15 protein-coding genes and 2 pseudogenes are annotated in these 17269 nt (G+C 73.4%); 6 read left to right on the forward strand and 11 right to left on the reverse strand.

The features are described from left to right. Window positions 1-33: 33 nt before the first annotated feature. The gene (locus ABZ318_RS13090) at window positions 34-471 is read right to left on the reverse strand and encodes an OsmC family protein (protein WP_030689015.1); all 438 of its coding nucleotides are present in this window, start codon (window positions 469-471) and stop codon (window positions 34-36) included. 68 nt (window positions 472-539) lie between these two features. Then, window positions 540-1328, reverse strand: a complete 789-nt coding sequence (locus tag ABZ318_RS13095; RefSeq protein WP_356902539.1) for a type 1 glutamine amidotransferase — start codon at window positions 1326-1328, stop codon at window positions 540-542. A gap of 185 nt (window positions 1329-1513) precedes the next feature. Here ABZ318_RS13095 and ABZ318_RS13100 point away from each other — a divergent pair, with 185 nt between their 5' ends. Continuing rightward, window positions 1514-1918 carry a hypothetical protein gene (locus ABZ318_RS13100; protein WP_356902578.1) on the forward strand — a complete coding sequence of 135 codons (405 nt, stop codon included), beginning with the start codon at window positions 1514-1516 and terminating at the stop codon, window positions 1916-1918. Between the two features lie 12 nt (window positions 1919-1930). Here the strand turns inward: ABZ318_RS13100 and ABZ318_RS13105 are convergent. Further along, window positions 1931-2242 (reverse strand): annotated as a pseudogene (locus ABZ318_RS13105) (class I SAM-dependent methyltransferase); the annotation flags it as partial. 17 nt (window positions 2243-2259) lie between these two features. Here ABZ318_RS13105 and ABZ318_RS13110 point away from each other — a divergent pair. Further along, window positions 2260-4641, forward strand: a complete 2382-nt coding sequence (locus ABZ318_RS13110) for a molybdopterin cofactor-binding domain-containing protein (protein ID WP_356902540.1) — start codon at window positions 2260-2262, stop codon at window positions 4639-4641. A gap of 14 nt (window positions 4642-4655) precedes the next feature. After that, on the forward strand, window positions 4656-5135 hold the full coding sequence (locus ABZ318_RS13115) for a (2Fe-2S)-binding protein (protein ID WP_093877632.1): 480 nt from the start codon (window positions 4656-4658) through the stop codon (window positions 5133-5135). Window positions 5136-5258: 123 nt separating this feature from the next. Here ABZ318_RS13115 and ABZ318_RS13120 read toward each other — a convergent pair whose 3' ends face one another. Next, window positions 5259-5951 carry an FCD domain-containing protein gene (locus ABZ318_RS13120; protein WP_356902541.1) on the reverse strand — a complete coding sequence of 231 codons (693 nt, stop codon included), beginning with the start codon at window positions 5949-5951 and terminating at the stop codon, window positions 5259-5261. Window positions 5952-6109: 158 nt separating this feature from the next. On the opposite strand from ABZ318_RS13120, the pseudogene leuA reads away from it, so the two are divergent. Then, window positions 6110-7845 (forward strand): annotated as a pseudogene (gene leuA, locus ABZ318_RS13125) (2-isopropylmalate synthase). 182 nt (window positions 7846-8027) lie between these two features. Here the strand turns inward: leuA and ABZ318_RS13130 are convergent. After that, window positions 8028-8408 (reverse strand): MerR family transcriptional regulator, encoded by a 381-nt coding sequence (locus ABZ318_RS13130; protein ID WP_356902542.1) that lies wholly within the window; start codon window positions 8406-8408, stop codon window positions 8028-8030. Between the two features lie 63 nt (window positions 8409-8471). Between ABZ318_RS13130 and ABZ318_RS13135 the strand changes: the two genes are divergently transcribed. Continuing rightward, the gene (locus ABZ318_RS13135) at window positions 8472-9713 is read left to right on the forward strand and encodes an MFS transporter (protein ID WP_356902543.1); all 1242 of its coding nucleotides are present in this window, start codon (window positions 8472-8474) and stop codon (window positions 9711-9713) included. A 76-nt stretch (window positions 9714-9789) separates the two neighbouring features. Here ABZ318_RS13135 and ABZ318_RS13140 read toward each other — a convergent pair whose 3' ends face one another. From ABZ318_RS13140 to ABZ318_RS13160, 5 genes are all read right to left on the reverse strand, one after another. Further along, the gene (locus ABZ318_RS13140) at window positions 9790-10617 is read right to left on the reverse strand and encodes a hypothetical protein (RefSeq protein WP_356902544.1); all 828 of its coding nucleotides are present in this window, start codon (window positions 10615-10617) and stop codon (window positions 9790-9792) included. Then, window positions 10617-11891 (reverse strand): VWA domain-containing protein, encoded by a 1275-nt coding sequence (locus ABZ318_RS13145; RefSeq protein ID WP_356902545.1) that lies wholly within the window; start codon window positions 11889-11891, stop codon window positions 10617-10619. Before ABZ318_RS13145 ends, ABZ318_RS13140 begins: the two co-directional genes overlap by 1 nt. A 62-nt stretch (window positions 11892-11953) precedes the next feature. After that, window positions 11954-12493, reverse strand: coding sequence for a hypothetical protein (locus ABZ318_RS13150; RefSeq protein ID WP_356902546.1), 540 nt, complete (start codon window positions 12491-12493; stop codon window positions 11954-11956). Window positions 12494-12765: 272 nt separating this feature from the next. After that, window positions 12766-13101, reverse strand: a complete 336-nt coding sequence (locus tag ABZ318_RS13155) for an alpha/beta hydrolase fold domain-containing protein (RefSeq protein WP_356902548.1) — start codon at window positions 13099-13101, stop codon at window positions 12766-12768. Continuing rightward, a complete protein-coding gene (locus ABZ318_RS13160) occupies window positions 13101-13493 on the reverse strand; it encodes an alpha/beta hydrolase (RefSeq protein ID WP_356902549.1) in 393 nt (130 codons plus the stop codon). The genes ABZ318_RS13155 and ABZ318_RS13160 overlap by 1 nt, the downstream gene beginning before the upstream one ends. Window positions 13494-13571: 78 nt before the next feature. Between ABZ318_RS13160 and ABZ318_RS13165 the strand changes: the two genes are divergently transcribed. Beyond that, window positions 13572-15968: a SpoIIE family protein phosphatase gene (locus ABZ318_RS13165; protein WP_356902550.1), complete on the forward strand. Its 2397-nt coding sequence runs from the start codon at window positions 13572-13574 to the stop codon at window positions 15966-15968. Between the two features lie 51 nt (window positions 15969-16019). Here the strand turns inward: ABZ318_RS13165 and ABZ318_RS13170 are convergent, their stop codons facing one another. Beyond that, complete coding sequence (locus tag ABZ318_RS13170; RefSeq protein WP_356902551.1) at window positions 16020-17111, reverse strand: PP2C family protein-serine/threonine phosphatase; 1092 nt, start codon at window positions 17109-17111, stop codon at window positions 16020-16022. Window positions 17112-17269 lie beyond the last annotated feature (158 nt).

The following is a 17269-nucleotide window of genomic DNA, read 5'->3' on the forward strand; positions in this document are numbered from 1 at the left end:
TCAGCCCTCGAAGCCGACCGTGTCGCCCGCGGTTCAGCCCTCGAAGCCGACCGTGCCGTCCGGCAGGATCGCCTCCACGCGCGCCCCGTGCTCCACGGTCCGGCTCACCGTGCAGAACTTCTCGTGCGTCAGCCGCACCCCGCGGGCGAACACCTCGGCCGCCTTCGGGTTGTTGTCCGGCAGGTCGAACTCGTAGCTCACCCGGATCCGGCCCACCCTGCCGTCGTCCTCCGGCCCCGACACCGACTCCACCACGATCCGCAGATCGTCGTGGTCCACCGCCCGGGCCGTCCGGTCGACGACGAGGCCGCCGCAGCCGCCCATCGCCGCGAGCAGCAACTCGACGGGCGTGAACGAGGGCTGCGCGTCCGCGTCGTCGGCGGCGGCCATCCGGACCTCCGCGCCCCGGTCGTTGCGGGCGGTCCAGTTCCGGTACCCGGTGCGGACGGTCTCGATCCGGTAGTCGGCCATGACGGTGAGGCTCCTTCGTTCACGTGCGTGTTCCCGTACGGTACGCGCCGGGGACGGGGCCCCGGGTCTCAGAGGCCCCGCGCGTCCGCGTGGGCGCGGACGACCGCACCCCACGCCCCGGCCACCGCCCCCCAGACCGCGCGGAGTTCCGGCTCCGCCTCCCGTACCGCCGCCACCGCCGCCTCCGAGTCGCAGCCCGCCGAGCGCAACTGCTCCCCGTCGGCCGCCGCCCACGCCGCGACCGTCTCCGCGCCCGCCTCCGGGTGGAACTGCACCGCCCAGGCCGCGCCGCCCACCCGGAACGCCTGGTACGGGCAGTCGTCACCCGTCAGCAGCGGCACGGCGCCCGCCGGCAGGCGGTCCACCTCGTCCCAGTGCCACTGCGCCGCCGGAGCGCCCTCCGGCACCCCGCCGAGCACCGGATCGCCCCCGGCGGCCGGCAGCCTGCGCAGCGGTACGGCACCCACCTCGGGCCCCCGGGGCCGCCGCGACACCGAACCGCCCAGGGCATGGGCGACGATCTGGCCGCCCAGGCATATCCCCAGCAGCGGCACCTCCCCGGCCACGGCCTCGCGGACGAGCGCACGGACCCCGGGCAGCCAGGGCGCGGCCACGTCGTCCTCGCAGTTGACGGCCCCGCCGAGGACGATCAGTCCCGCGTGGCTGGCCGGCGTCCCCGGGAGCGCCTCGCCCCGCCAGGCGCGTACCACGTCCAGGCGGAGCCCGGCCCGTACGAGGTGCTCGCCGACCAGGCCGGGGCCGGCGTCCTCCTCGTGCTGCACGACGAGCACGGTCGGCCCGCCGCGCTCCGCCGCTCCCGTTCCGGCCGCGCCGGTCTCCCTCGTCTCCGTCGTCACGCTCGCCCCGCCTCCACGTCCCGCCCCGGAACGCCCAGGCGCGTTCGCTCCCCCGAGGATCGCCGAAGAAGCGCCGGTGCGGGAGCCCCTGAGGAGCCGTGCGTGAGCACATCTGAGTAGCGCGGTACGGGCGGCTGAGTACGCCGACCGATACGGCGGCCGACGGCCGCTGATGGACTGGGGTCATGACCTTCGACGCCCGGCGCAGCCGCCGCCTCCAGCACGTCACCGCCACCGGCACGGCCCTCGCGGTGGCCCTCGGCCCGTTGGTCCTCGGCGCGCTGTTCGCCAAGTCGGTCGGCGGGGACCCGATGGTCTCCGTCAACGCCCTGATCGCGGGCGGCGGCCAGCGCGCCCGGATCTCCCGAGCCCAGCTCCGGTCCGGCGTCCGACTGCGCCCGGCTGCCCGGACGCGCCCCGGTACGCGCCTGCGGAGCCGTGGAGCCGTCGCGCGTCCCGGCTCAGTCGTGCGGCCTGCGCGCCAGGAGGAAGGACTGCGGCGTCTTCTCCCCGGCGTCCGGCTCCCGCACGAGGCGGGCCGACTCGACCGGACCAGCCGGGGACAGCAGGCCCGCGAGACGGTCGGGTGACCGGCGGAACCCGGCGAAGGAGGAGGTGGGTTCGTCCCCGGGCAGGTGCACCGTCGAGTACCAGGAGAGGACCCCGCCGAGCGAGGCGCCGGGCAGGCCGAGCGCGGTCATGGACCCCACCTCGAAGCGCAGCCCCGGGTAGGGGTCCCGGGCGACCGCGTTCATCCCGGGCGACAGGTCCACTCCGAAGACGTCGGCGCCGCCACGGCGTCCCCGCGAGACGTCTCCGCAAGACGTCCACGTCCGAACGGCTCCCGGAGGTCCCGCGCATGAGCGATGATCGTCGCCTCTGAGCGATACCCGGGAGTAGCACGCCGGGTTCACGGCGAAAGGCGCACCGAATGGCGAGGCGGCACCCCGCGCGGGACGACGACCACACGAGCGGTACCGGGGACGCGCACCCGGTCGGCCGGAGCGGACCCGGCATCGGACGGCGCCGGTTCCTCGGGTACGTCCTGGCGGCGCCCACCCTGACCGTCGCCGCCCAGCTCGGCGCCGAGGCCCTCGCCCCGCGCCCGGCCGCCGCGGTGACACCGGCCCTCGTCCCCTCGCTGCCGGGACCGGCCGAACTCCTCGACCTCAACGAGCTCCTCACGCTCGCGGCGCTGCCCACCAGCAACCTCATCACCATCCGCGTCGACACCGACGGCACCGCCCACTTCGCCCTGCCCCGCGCCGAGGTCGGCCAGGGCGTCACCACCTCCAGCGCCATGATCGTCGCGGAGGAACTCGACCTGCCCCTGGACAAGGTGAAGGTCACCCTCGCCGACGCGCGCCCCGAGCTGCTCTTCAACCAGCTCACCGGCGGCTCCAACACCACCTACTCCACCTTCACCCCCCTCCGGGTCGCCGCCGCCCTCGCCCGCGGACGGCTCCTCCACGCCGCCTCCCTCGTCCTCGGCGAGGCCGTCGAGACCCTCACCACGAAGGCCGGCGCCGTCGTCTCCCCGGCCGGCGCGCTTCTCGGCTACGGCGAACTGGCCGTCAAGGCCGCCGCCCTCACCGACGCGGCGGTGGAGGTCACGCTCAAGGACCCGGACCGCTTCCGCGTCATCGGCACCGGACAGCGCCGGGTGGACTCCCTCGCAGCGGTCACCGGACGCAAGAAGTTCGCCATGGACCTCCAGGTCCCGGACGCGCTGCCCACCATGGTCTGCCGCCCGCCGACCATCAACGGCACGGTCCGCTCCGTGGCCAACCAGGCCGAGGTCCGGGCCATGCCCGGCATCACCGACGTCGTCACCGTCTCCACCGGCGTCGCCGTCCGCGGCCGCACCTTCGGCCAGTGCATCGACGCGGTCCGCGCCCTCCGGGTCGACTGGGGACCGGGCACGGCCGAGGGCGCCTCCGACGCCACGGTCCTGGAGAAGCTCCGCCGGGCCGAACTCCCGCTGGTCGTCCCGCCGCTGCCGCTCCTCACCAAGGCGGTCGACGCCCGCTTCACCTTCCACTTCGCCAGCAACGCCGCCCTGGAGACCAACTGCGCGATCGCGGACGTACGGAAGGACTCCGCCGAGATCTGGGCCTCGCTCAAGGCGCCGATCGTCGCCCAGGAGCAGATCGCCCTCAAGCTCGGCCTGCCGCCCACCGCCGTCCGCGTCCACGTCACCGAGGGCGGCGGCTCCTTCGGCCGCAAGCTGTTCTCCGACGCCGCCCAGGAGGCCGCCGAGATCTCCAAGGCCATGGGCAAGCCGGTGAAGCTGATGTGGCACCGTACCGACGACTTCCGCCAGGGCCGTACGCACCCGATGTCCACCTCCCGGGTCCGGGCCACGTACGCGCTCGGCGAGGTCCTCACGTACGAGCAGCGCCACACCTCCGTGGCCACCGACTTCGGGCACGGCGTCGGCGAGGTCCTCACGGCGGAGGCGGCACGGCTGCCCGTCGCCGACGCCACCTTCTCCGAGACGATGTTCCAGCTCACCCAGATCAGCCCCTACCACCTCGGCGTCACCACCCAGCTCCTCGCCGAGACCGACAAGGGCTTCAACACCGGCTCCATGCGGAACATCTACTCGCCCAACGTCCGCTGCGCCCAGGAACTCGTCATGGACGAGCTGGCCGAGCGGACGGGGCAGGACGGGTACGCGATGCGGCGCCGGCTCCTCAAGGACGCGCGGGCCCGCGCCGTCCTCGACAAGGTCGCCGAGGTGGGGAAGTGGGGCCGGAGCATGCCCGCCGGCACGGGCCAGGGCATCGCCGTCCACACCGAGTACCACTCCGCCGTCGCGATCCTCGCCGAGATCGACTGCAGGCCCGGGACCACCGGGCGGAAGATCCCGGGCGCGTACACCGGGCCGCGCGTGACCAGGGTCGTCTGCGCCGTCGACGTCGGCCTCGCGGTCAATCCGCGCGGCCTGGAGGCCCAGATGATGGGCGGCATCGCCGACGGCATCGCCCTCACCCTGACGTCCGGACTCCACCTGAGCGAGGGGCACTTCCTCGAAGGCAGCTGGGACCAGTACTTCTACACCCGGCAGTGGAACACCCCGCCCGAGCTGGAGATCATCGTGATGCCGCCGAGCGGCGACAAGCCGGGTGGTGCGGGGGAGCTGGCGGTCGCCGGCGCCATGGCCGCCGTCGCCTGCGCCTACGGCCGGGCCACCGGCACGATGCCGACGGTCTTCCCCGTCAACCACGCCGAGCCGCTCGCCTTCACGCCCCTGCCGACCGTCCCGCCCGTCCCGGCCTCGCCCACCGACGGCCGCGACCGCACCGTCTGAGACCTGGAGCCCCCGTGCCGCAGCACACCTTCATCCTGAACGGCAAGGCCGTCACCGCCGACGTCGAGGGCGACGTCCGGCTCCTCTGGGTCCTCCGGGACGTCCTCGGCGTCACCGGCCCCAAGTACGGCTGCGGGGTCGGCGTTTGCCGGGCCTGTACGAGCCACCTCAACGGCAAGGCGTTCACCCCCTGCGCCGTGCGCGTCGACGACGTGGCCCCCACCGACGAGATCACCACCATCGAGGGCCTCCCGGACACCGTCGGCGCCGAACTCCACCCCATGCAGGAGGCCTGGCTCGACCTCGACGTCGCCCAGTGCGGCTTCTGCCAGCCGGGCCAGATCATGGCCGCGGTGGCCACCGTCCGCCGGGCGCGCGAGGCGGGACGCGAGGTCACCGAGGCCGACCTCGACACCATCCGCAACATCTGCCGGTGCGGCACCTACCACCGCATCCGGCAGGCCGTCCTGGAGGGCGCGCGCCGGATGGAATGAGACGGGTTCGCACCAGGAAGGGGCCGAACCGCTCGGCCGGGTCGTCCAGGACGACGAGGTCCCGGTCGTCTTCGTCGACCCGGCCCGAGTCCGAGTCCGGGTCCGGGTCCGGGTCCGTACGCGTCAGGGCGTCGACTGGAGCAGGGCCAGCGTGGACTCCAGTTCCTTCCGCGTCAGGCGCGCGGCCTCCTCCGGGTCGGCCGCCTCCACCGCCCGGACCACGTCGGCGTGGGCGTCCTCGCCGTGCCGCAGGTCCGTGCCCCGGAGCCCGAGCAGGTCCAGGAGCTCGATCAGGCCCTCGCGGAGCACCGGTGCGAACTCCCCGAACAGATCGGTCAGGACCGGGTTGCGGGCCGCGGCCACGATCGCCGCGTGCAGGGCGATGTCGGCGTCCACGAAGGCCGCGTCGTCGCCCTCGGCGGCCGTCCGCCGTCCCGCCAGCGCCTCCCGCATCGCCGTCACGTCCTCCTCGGTCCGGCGCAGCGCCGCGAGGCGCGCCGCCTCCACCTCGACCAGCATCCGCACCTCGTACACGTCCGTCACCGCCGCCCTGCGCAGGCGGGTCGGCCAGTCCTCCGTCGGCCGGGTCGCGGTCACGAAGACGCCCGCGCCCTGCCGGGGCTGCACGAGCCCCGCGCCCGCCAGGGCCCGCAGCGCCTCGCGGACCGTGGAGCGCCCCACGCCCAGCTCCTTGGCGAGCGTCGTCTCGCCGGGGAGTTTCGTGCCGACCGGCCAGTGGCCCCGGACGATCTGCTCGCGCAGTCGCTCGGCCGCCTGTTCGACCAGGGGGCTGGGGCGCAGGGCATCGAGCGGCATGGGGTCACCTGTTCCTCTCATGGCCCGGACGCGGTCTCTCCGCCGGTCCGGATCGCGCGGGCGCGCCCCCGGATCACGGGAGCGCTGCCGAGGAATCTACCCGAACTTGTCTGAGGAGTACTTGTCTGAGGAGCTGAGGAGTGAGTACGGTACCCGCCATGATCCACAACCCCCAGCGCCCCAGCCCCATGCCGTACCACCGCTACCGCCCTTTCCAGGACCGCGTCCACGTCCCCGAGTTCGACCGCCGCTGGCCCGCCGCCCGCCTGGAGCGCGCCCCGCTCTGGGTCCCCGTCGACCTCCGCGACGGCAACCAGGCGCTCGCCGAGCCCATGGACACCGACCGCAAGCGCCGCTTCTTCGACCTGCTCGTCCGCACCGGCTTCAAGGAGATCGAGGTCGGCTACCCCTCCGCCAGCCGCGCCGACTTCGACTTCGTCCGCCACCTCGCCGGACTCGTCGCCTCCGGAGCCGTCCCCGACGACGTCACCCCCGTCGTCTTCACCCCGGCCCGCCCCGAACTCATCGAGCGCACCTTCGAGGCCATCGACGGCCTGCCCCGCGCCGTCGTCCACCTCTACATCGCGACCTCGCCCGTCTGGCGCGAGACCGTCCTCGGCCGCGACCGCGCCGAGGTCCGGCGCACCGTCCACGAGGCCGCCACGCTCATGGCGCGGCTCGCCGAGGCCCGCCCCGGCGCCGACATCCGCTTCCAGTTCTCCCCGGAGACCTTCAACCTCACCGAACCGGACTACGTCCTGGAGCTCTGCGACGGCCTCACCGCCCTGTGGGACGCGAGTCCCGACCGGCCGGTCACCCACAACCTGCCCGCCACCGTCGAGATCGCCACCCCCAACGTCTACGCCGACCAGGTCGAGTACGTGCACCGCCACCTCGCCCGCCGCGACTCCGTGATCCTCTCCGTCCACCCCCACAACGACCGCGGCACCGGAGTCGCCTGCGCCGAACTCGCCGTCCTCGCCGGCGCCCAGCGCGTCGAGGGCTGCCTCTTCGGCAACGGCGAACGCACCGGCAACGTCGACCTGGTGACCCTCGCCCTCAACCTCTACGCCCAGGGCGTCGACCCCATGCTCGACCTCTCCGACATCGACGCCGTCCGGGACGTCGTCGAGCACTGCAACCGGCTCCCCGTCCACCCCCGTCACCCCTACGCCGGCGAGCTCGTCCACACCGCCTTCTCCGGCACCCACCAGGACGCCATCAGCAAGGGCCTCGCCCGGCACGCCAAGGACGCCGCCGAGGCCGGGATCCCGCCGGAACTCGCCCCCTGGAACGTGCCCTACCTGCCCGTCGACCCCGCCGACCTCGGCCGCGGCTACGAGGCCGTCATCCGTGTCAACTCCCAGTCCGGCAAGGGCGGAGTGGCCCATCTGCTCCGCACCCACCACGGCCTCGACCTGCCGGAGCGGATGCGCCCGGACGTCTCCCGCGCCGTCCAGGCGGTGACCGACGACACGGGCCGCGAAGCCACCCCCGACGACCTGCACGCGATCTTCCGGACGGCCTACCTGGAGCCCGGCCGGGGCGCCGGCCCCGTCGCCCTGGAATCCTGGAGCACCGACCGCGACGCGTCGGGCGACCACCGCTTCAGCTGCGTCCTGCGCGTCGGCGACCGCACCGCACCGGCGGAGGCAAGGGCAACGGACCGCTCGCCGCCCTGACCGACGCCCTCGCACGGGCCGAAGTCCCCGTCGACGTACTCGACTTCGCCGAGCACTCCGTCACCACCGGCAGCGCGGGCGAGGCCGCCGCCTATGCCGAGTGCCGGGTGGGGGACCGCACCGCCTGGGGCGCGGGCCTGGACACCTCGGTCCTCACCGCCTCCGTGCAGGCCGTCCTCTCCGCCGTGAACCGGGCGTACGCGACGCCGTGAACCGGGCGTACGCGACGTGAGGCAGCCCCCGCCCCCGTGCCGGCAGCCCCGCCGCCCGTCCTCCCCGCCGAAGCCGCCACCCTCGTCCGCGAGGGCAACCCCCTCCTGAGCGACGTCACACGCTGCTCCCGCGCGGGGGCCGGGCCCCCGCGCGGGACCCCGTGGTCCGGAACGGGGGCGGGCTACGCCGACGAGTCCGCCGTCAGCTTCTTCCGTACCACGGAGAGGTACTCCGCCACCGCGTCCCGGTTCCGGGTCAGGCAGCGGATCCGGTCGTCCATCCGGTCCCGTTCGTTCTCCAGGGTCTCCAGCATCTCCGGGGTCGCGTCGGGGAAGTGGATGACCCTCGGCTTGTTCAGGCACGGGAGGATCTGCCTGATGATCCGGGTCGGCAGGCCGGCGTCGAGCAGGCCCCGGATCTGCATCACCCGGTCCACGTTCGCCTCGTCGTAGACCCGGTAGCCGTTCGGCAGCCGGTCCGCGACGATGAGACCCTGCTCCTCGTAGTACCGCAGCAGTCTGCGCGGTGTTCCGGTGCGCTCGGACAGTTCGCCGATCCGCATGGGAAGCCCCCTCCAAAGAATCGCTTGACCTTCACATCAATGTGAGGGTTCGAGCATACGGACATGACCCACGACACGACAGTGGCGGCCGGTCCCGCCACCCCCGCACACCCCGAACCCCGCCCCGCCTCCGGCCGGTTGCCCCTTCCAGCACTGCTCGCCCTCGCCACCGCCGTCTTCGTCACCAGCCTCACCGAGACCCTCCCGGCCGGGGTCCTGCCCGGCATGAGCGCCGACCTCGGCGTCGGCGAGGCCGCAATGGGCCAGTCGGTCACCGGCTACGCCCTCGGCACGGCCCTCACCGCCGTCCCCCTGGCCGCCCGCACCGCCGACTGGCGCCGCAAGCGCCTGCTGCTCACCTCGATGGCCGGCTTCGCCGCCGCCAACACGGTCACGGCGGTCTCCTCCTCGTACGCCCTCACCATGGGCGCCCGGTTCCTCGCCGGGGTCGCCGCGGGCGTCGCCTGGGCCCTGCTCGCCGGCTACGCCCGTCGCCTCGCCCCGGCGCACCTCCAGGGCCGTGCGGTCGCCGTCGCGATGACAGGCATCCCGCTCGCGCTCTCCCTCGGCGTCCCGGCCGGGACCTTCCTCGGCGAGGCCGTCGGCTGGCGGGCCGCCTTCACCGCCATGACCGTGATCGCCGTCGTGCTCCTCGGCTGGATCGCCCTCGCCGTCCCCGACCTGCCGGGCGAACCGCGCGGCGGGCGCGCCCCGGTCGCCCGCACCCTGAAGACCCCGGGCGTCCTCCCCGTCCTCGCCGTGACCGTCACCCTCGTCCTGGCCCACACGGTCCTCTACACCTACGTCGCGGCCTACCTCGACCACCTCGGCCTCGCCGGCTCCACCGGCCTCGTCCTGCTGGTCTTCGGTGCCGCCTCGCTCGCCGGGATCTGGTTCACAGGCCGCCACATCGACCGCAGGCTCCGGAGCCTGACCCTCGCCGGAACGATCCTCTTCGCCGTCGCCGCGGCCGCGTTCGCCGTCCCCGCGGCGAGCACCGCCCTGGTCCTGGTGGCCGCCGCGCTCTGGGGCTTCGGCTGGGGCGGCGCGCCCACCCTCCTACAGACGGCCGTCGCGGAGGCGGGCGGTGACGACGCCGACACCGCGCAGACGATGCTGGTCAGCCTCTGGAACGCGGCCATGGCGGCGGGCGGCGTCGCGGGCGGCCTCCTCCTCGGCCGGCTCGGCGCCGGCGCCCTGCCGTGGAGCGTCCTCGTGCTGCTCGTCCCGGTGGTCGCCATGGTGGCCGGCGCCCGCGCCCACGGCTTCCCGGCCCGCGCCCACGGCTTCTCCGCCCGCGGGTGACCGACACCCGTCCCGCCGCACGCACGGAGGCCCCCCACCGCGGTCGGTGGGGGGCCTCCGTACGTCTCGCGCCGGGTCAGGCGGCCGGCGGCACCCGGGACGGGCGGCCCGTGCCGCGCGTCAGGACGTAGCCGCCGATGCCCGCGAGCGCGGCCAGGACGCCGCCCGCGAGGGTCCAGATCCAGCGGTCGGACCACCAGCCGGAGGACCAGCCGTCCTCCGGGGCCGCCGCCTCGACGGCGGTGGTCCGGCCGGCGTCCTCGTCCGCCTTCGCCTGGTCGGCGGTGGTCGCCCCCGGGACGAGCGGCGCGGCGAGCGCGCCGTCCGTGGCGTAGGCGCCGCCCCCGTCGAGGACGTCGGCCCCGATCCGCGCGGTGAACGGCTGGCCGAGGTCCTCGTCCGGGCCGCCGGTGACGGTCAGCCGGACGTAGTAGCTGCCGGGCAGCGGGTCGTTCGCCCAGGCGTCGGCCGAGGCCCGGACCGGGCGCAGCACACAGGCCAGCTCCACGGTCGAGGCCTCCTTCGCCGCCGTGCGGGACTGCATCCCGTACATGCACGGCTGACGCCGCCGCAGCCCGTCGTACACGTCGATCCGCCAGGTGGCGGGCCCGTGCCGCAGCGCCGCGTCGGGCAGCGTGACCGTGGCCCGCACGGTCGGCCGCTCCCCGGTGTCGGCCGGGAACACCCAGTACAGGTAGTCACCCGTGGCGGCCTGCGCCGTGGCCTGCTGCCCCGGGAGGAACCGGGCGGCGGTACGGAAGGTGGTGCCGGCCTCCGTGGGCCCGGCCTCATCGGAGGAGGAGGCCGAGGGACTGGGCGAGTCGGCCAGGGCGGCCGGGGCCGCGAGGCCGAGCAGGGCGGCGCCCGCGAGCGCGGCCGTGGCGAGCATGCGTACGGTACGCATCAGTTGGTCCTCCAGACAGCGACGCGCCAGCGGGACAGCCAGCCCCAGAGCAGACCGGCCAGGAAGCCGGCGAGCACCAGCACGCCGAGCAGCCACCAGCCGCGGCCGAGACCGAACGAGGCGACGTCCGACGCGGTCGACGGGCCGTCGACGACGTCCACCGTCAGCTCGACCGGCATGCCCGGCGTCGTCTTGACCGACGGGGGAGCGGAGAAGGAGTTGCTGACCTGGAGGCAGACTGTCTCGGCGGCTGGCTTGGCGTCCCCGGGGCCGTCGTCGGCCTCCGGCTTCGGGTAGCGCAGTCCGGTCGAGATCACGTCCGTGCGTCCGTCGCCCGCCTCGGAGCCGCGGACGATCTCCCGGCCGTGGAGCGTGACGGCGCGCAGCAGCACCCCGTAGTCGTTGTTGACGGCCCGGTCGGCCGACACGCTGACGGAGGCGCGCAGTTCCTGGCCGGGCAGCAGGTCCACCCGGTACCAGCGGTGCTCGCCGAAGGACTCGCGGTCCGTGTAGAGGCCGGGCTTCAGCTGCGGTGCCTTGTCGCACCGCACCGCGCCCTGGGTGGCCACGGGGGTGACCACCGGGTCGGCCGCGCGGTCGACCAGCTGCCGGACGCGGCGGGAGAGCTCCTCGGTGCGGTGGACCGAGGTGTACGTGCCTCCGGTCGCCTCCGCGATGCAGGTGAGCTGCTGCCGGGTCTTGGCGTCCGGCACCAGGCCCAGGGTGTCGATGACGAGGTGGATGCCCTTCGCCGCGATCTCCCGCGCCACCTGGCACGGGTCGAGCGGGGCGCAGGTGTCCTCGCCGTCCGTGATGAGCACGATCCGCTTGGTCGCCCCGTCCTCGCCGAGGTCGTCGGCCGCGCCGAGCAGTGCCGGACCGATCGGGGTCCAGCCGGTCGGGGCCAGGGTGGCCACCGCGGTCTTGGCCTCGGTGCGGTCGAGCGGGCCCACCGGGTAGAGCTGCCGGGTGTCCTTGCAGCCCCGCTTGCGGTCCTGCCCCGGATAGTCGGCGCCGAGCGTGCGGATGCCGAGCCGCACCTCCTCGGGCACCGCGTCGAGGACCTCGTTGAAGGCCTGCTTCGCCGCGGCCATGCGGGACTTGCCGTCGATGTCCTTGGCCCGCATGGAGCCGCTGACGTCGAGGACCAGCTCGACCTTGGGGGATTCCTTCGCCACCGGCTCGTCGGCGGCCGCGCTCGTCGGCAGGAGCACGGCGCTCAGGGCGGCGAGCAGTGCGCAGGCCCCGGTCGCCAGCCGTTTTCTCGTGATCATCGCCGGATCGTATTGATGATCGTCCGACAAACCAAAACCGGGGTGGGGCTCATGGCCCCGGCTCACGCCCCCTGGCTGTTGAGGAAGCCGATGAGGCAGGCCCCCCACCAGCCGGTCTGGCTGACGGTCGCGGCGAAGCCCGAGCGGACGAGCAACCGGCGCGGGACGGTGCCGGTGCGGTGGCTCTCCAGGAGCTGGCCGAGCCGGTGTGCCCACAGGCCGTTGAGGGTGACGGCCACGACGAGGCCCAGCTTGACCAGGGTCAGCGGGGAGTGGAGGTCGGGGCGGAGGAAGAGACCGGAGACGACGAGCCCGCCGAGCCCGGCCCAGATCGGCGTCTGGAGGGCGACGGCGGTGTCGAGGACGGCGGCCAGCGGCCGCTTCCCGGTCAGCCAGAGCACGGCGAGCCAGTCGACGGCGAGCACCGAGCCGAGTCCGACGACGAGGAAGGCGACGTGGAAGAAGCGGGCCACCGTCAGCAGGGAGGCGTCCGCGTGGACGTGTCCGGCGGTCCAGCAGGCTGCCGCGATACCGGCGGTGGCGACGAGCCCGAGGGCGGTGAGGAGCCAGGAAGGGGTGAGCTCCTGCGCGGGTCTGGACATGAGTTGATCTTCCGGACGTAAGAACGACATAACTTAGGTAAGGCGAAGCTAAGTGTCGTTTGTGTGCACGTCAAGTGTGTGTGGTGCACGTCCCAGCCCCCGGAAGGGCTGGTCAGCGGTGCTCCGGACCGGGGAACTCGGGCCCGCACCCGGCGTCCCGGGCCGAGCGCCGGTTCCCGTGGGCCGGCCTCGCCGATCCAGCCCGCGATCGCGCGCCCTCCCGCGTCACAGGCGACGTGAGGTCTTGGACGGGCGCGGGCCGGACGGCTGGGTCACGCCGGGAGAACTCCGTCGGTGAAGACGCCGCGCAGGCTGGTACACGCATCCGCGACGGCTTCGGTGGCCTTCGTGAAGGCGTCGGTCTCGGTGAAGAACCCGTGGTACATGCCGCGGTACCGGCGGTGCCGCACCGGGACGCCCGCTGCCCCGAGCCGTCGCGCATACGCCTCGGCGTCGTCGCGCGGGCAGTCCACTTCCGCGGTGATGACGTGGGCGGGGGCGAGACCGGCGAGGGTCGCGGCCTTGAAGGGCACCGCGAGTGAGCCGGGAGTAATACCGCCGTCGCCCACGTACTGACGCCAGAACCACTGCGCGTCGGCGGTTCCCATCAGGGGGGGGCGTCCGCGAACTCGGTCCAGGACGGGCGCGCGAAAGAGTCGTCCACCGCCGGGTAGACGAGGACCTGGAGCGCGGGCTGGGGCAGCCCGCGGTTGCGCAGGTCGAGGCAGAGCGACGCCGCCAGACCTCCACCGGCCGAGTCGCCGCCGACCGCGATGGGGCGGCTGTCGATGCCGAGGCGGTCCGCGTTCTCGACGAGCCAGGTGTGGGCCGTCCTGGTGTCGTCGACGGCGGCGGGGAACGGATGCTCGGGGGCCAGCCGGTAGTCGACCGAGACCACGACGCACTCGGCGTGGTGGCTGAAGAGACGGCACACCTCGTCGACGCCGTCCAGGCTGCCGGCCGTGAAGCCCTCGCCGTGGAGATAGAGCAGGCAGGGCACCCGCCCGCGCTGCGCGGTGGCCGCCCGGACCGGATCGAGCGCACTGCGGTCGCGACCGCTCGGAAGGATGATGGGGGCATGGAAGGGCTACCGTTCATTCCTCCCTCCGAGGCGGACGAAGGTGGGCACCTCGGCCCGCCCCCGGCCGCCTTCGCCCTGCTCGCCGCAGACGGAGTGCTCGTCGGGTGGAGCCGTGAGGCCGAGGCCCTCCTGGGATATCCGGCTTCGCAGGTGCTGGGGCGCCGGGCGGCGGACCTGATCGCAACCTCGCACGCCGATCGCGGCAGATCGGAAGAGTCGCGGTCGGACCAGCGGCTGCGGCTCGACGGGACGCGCAGTGCCGTCGTGGACGTGCGCCACCGCAGCGGAGACACCGTACGTGTGGCGGTGACTCTGCATCCCCTGGCCCCCGCCTCCGACGGGGTCTCCTCCGGCCGGGCCCCCTCCGCCGTCCTCATGGCGGCTGAGCTGGAGGGACTTCGCTGGTGGGAGACCCGACAGGCGATGCTGCAGGGGCTCGTCACCCAGTCGCCGGTGACACTGACCATCTACGGTCCCGGCGCGCGCCTCCTGTGGGCCAACGCATCCAGTGTCCGGGAGCTCGGCGGCGACCTCACGGCACTGCTCGGCCGCTCCATGACCGAACTCTTTCCCGGCGATGTCCTCACCACCCAGCATCTGGCGCCGCCGGAGGACCTCGTCCAACAGATCCTCGAAACCGGTGAGCCGGTCATCGACGTGCATTTCCGGGGGCGCTCCCCGGCCGACCCGCGGCGCGAGCACGTCTGGTCCTCGTCCTATTTCCGCCTGCTGGACGGCCGGGGAGAGCCGGTGGGCGTGTGCGAACAGTCCATTGACGTCACCGACCACTACCGTGCGCAGCAGCGCCTCGCGCTCCTCGCGGAGGCCGGCGCGCGGATCGGGTCGACGCTGGACCCGTCCGGAACGGCAGCGGAGCTCGCCAAGATCGCCGTGCCGCAGTACGCCGACGCCCTGCTCGTCGACGTAGTGGCAGAAGTGCTCGAGGGAGCGGAACCGAAGCCCGTCACGGCATGGGACCTCGTACGCGTGGCGGATTCCGACGGGGAGCCCTCCCGGGTGGGCGAGCGGGTCGCGTACGCTGCCGGATCGTCGCAGGCCGAGAGCCTGGCCAGGGGCCGGTCGACCACGGACGCCGTGGTGGCGCCGACACGGCTGTACGTCCCGCTGATCGTGCGGGAGACGCCCTTGGGCCTGGTCACCTTCGTGCGGGGCGACGACTCGGAACCCTTCGACGACGGCGATCGGGCAGTGGCCGAGGAGCTGGCGTCGCGGACCGCCGTGTGCATCGACAACGCCCGGCGGTACCGCCGGGAGCGCACCGCCGCGTTCACGCTCCAGCGCAGCCTGCTGCCACGATCGCTGCCCGAGCTGAGCGCGGTCGAGGCGGCGAGTCGCTACCTGCCGGCCGACAGCCACCTCGGCGTCGGCGGAGACTGGTTCGACGTCATTCCGCTTTCCGGGGCACGTGTCGGACTCGTCGTGGGGGACGTGGTCGGCCACGGACTCGGGGCCGCTGCCACCATGGGGCGCTTGCGCGCGATGGTGCGCACCCTGGCCGAGCTGGACCTCGCGCCCGACGAACTCCTGGCCCGGCTGAACGATCAAGTCGGCAAGGACGCGTCGGACCAGGACGGGAAAGGCGCGGACGGCGGTGGCGCCGTCGGAGCGACGTGCGTCTACGGGATCTACGATCCGGCTTCCCGGACGAGCACCTGGGCGGCGGCGGGGCACCTGCCGCCTGCTGTGGTGCAGCCGCACGGCCCCGTCAGCTTCCTACGTCTGCCACCGGGGCCTCCTTTGGGCGTGGGGCGGCTTCCCTACGAGGGCGCGGAGGTGGAGCTCGCCGAGGGAAGTCTGGTCGTCCTGTTCACCGACGGCCTCGTGGGGGCCCGGGGGAAGGGCATCGACGTGGGGTTGGACCGGTTGGCGGCCGTACTCGGCGAGCAGCGGGGATCGTCGTCCGACCGACTGTGCGCCCAGATCGTCGCGGAGCTGGCAGCGGACCAGGTGCAGGACGACGCGACGCTCCTCGTCGTGCGCACCCGTGCGCTGGGGGCGCGTCAAGTGGCGACCTGGGAGCTGCCCCCGGATCCCGCGCTCGTCGCACGCGCACGTGCGATGGCCGCGGAACAGCTGGGGCGGTGGGGGCTGGACGATCTGGTCTTCACCACGGAACTGGTGGTCAGCGAACTGGTCACCAACGCGATCCGTCACGCCTCCGGCCCGATCGGTCTGCGGTTGATCCGGGACCGTTCTCTCATCTGTGAGGTCTCCGACTCGCAGCACACCTCACCGCACGCCCGTTACGCCGGCAGCGACGAGGAGGGAGGACGCGGACTGTTCATGGTCGCCCAGCTCACCGAGCACTGGGGGACGCGCTACATGCCGGCGGGGAAGACGATCTGGGCGGAACAGGCCTTGCCCGTGGCTTGACGGCCGCGAGCCTCCCCGCGTGGGAGCTCACGGCCTCTCCGTGCGCATGGTTCATGGCGTGCGCAGGCGTACGGCCAAGGCGGCGATGTCATCGTCGAGGCTGCCTCTGCTGTGACGGAGGAGGTCGTGGTGCAGGGCCGTGAGCAGATCACGGGGAGGTGTGGGGAGCTGTCGACGCATCCACTCTGTCAACGGGAAGAACTCACCGTCCCGTGCGCGGGTTTCGGCGATCCCGTCCGTATAGAGGAGGAGAAGCTCGCCGGGAGCGAAGTCGAAGGCGTCCGCACGGTACTGGTCACCGATCAACTCCGCGAGGCTGAGCAGGGGCGACGGGGCGGACGGTTCGAGGATGCGCACGTTCTTCAGGCTGTGGATCAACGGCGGGGGGTGTCCGCAGTTGACGATGGTGATGCGACTGCCTTGATGCGGGATCTCGACGAGCAGCGCGGTGGCGAAGCGTTCCATCGGTGCCTCGGGTGGATGGGCGGCGTTGTGCCGGGCGCAGCTGGCGTCGAGCCTGCGGGCGATGTCGGCCATGGAGGCCTCGCCGTGTGCCGCCTCCCGGAAGGCGTTGACGATCGCCGCGGCCGCCCCCACTGCCGGCAGGCCTTTGCCCCGCACGTCGCCGATGAGCAGCCGTACCCCGTACGGCGTGTCGACCACCTCGTAGAAGTCCCCGCCGATGCGGGCTTCCGCGGCGGCCGCGAGGTACAGCGATTCGATCTCGACGTTCCGGAAACGGTGCGGCAGGGGCCGCAGCACCACCTGCTGGGCCGCGTCGGCGACGAGCCGTACCTGGAAGAGGGTGCGCTCCCGCTGAAGCCGGACATGGCTTCCGTATGCTGCGGCCACGGTGACCGCGACGATCCCCCCGCACGTCCACCACGTCCCCAGATCGGGGAAGACGAGGCTGAGGCCGATCATCAGGAAGAGGCAGACGGTCCCGAGCAGGACGGTCGGGAGGACCGGCCACATGGCGGCGGCCAGAGCCGGCGCCGCGGGCAGGAGGCGGCTGAAGGCCATCTCCGGCGGGGTGGCGTAGGCCAGGCCGGCGATCACGACGGTCAGAATCACCGGCGACAGCCGCACAAGCCTGCCGTAGCCGTAGCTCCGACGGAGCCGCGGCCGTCCGGACTCGATCATGAATCCCAGAGTATCCGCGAGGGGCGCGCTCAGCGACGTGACGAGCGGGCTCCGCGTGGGGCAGAGCACGCCTGCCGGCTCGCGAGAGCGCGACCGTGTGATGCGCCAGTGGCGCCGTAGGGCCCGGGGAACGTCACGGATGGTGAAAAACGAATACC

This window comes from Streptomyces sp. NPDC006197 (genome assembly GCF_040613865.1).
Taxonomy (GTDB): Bacteria; Actinomycetota; Actinomycetes; order Streptomycetales; family Streptomycetaceae; genus Streptomyces.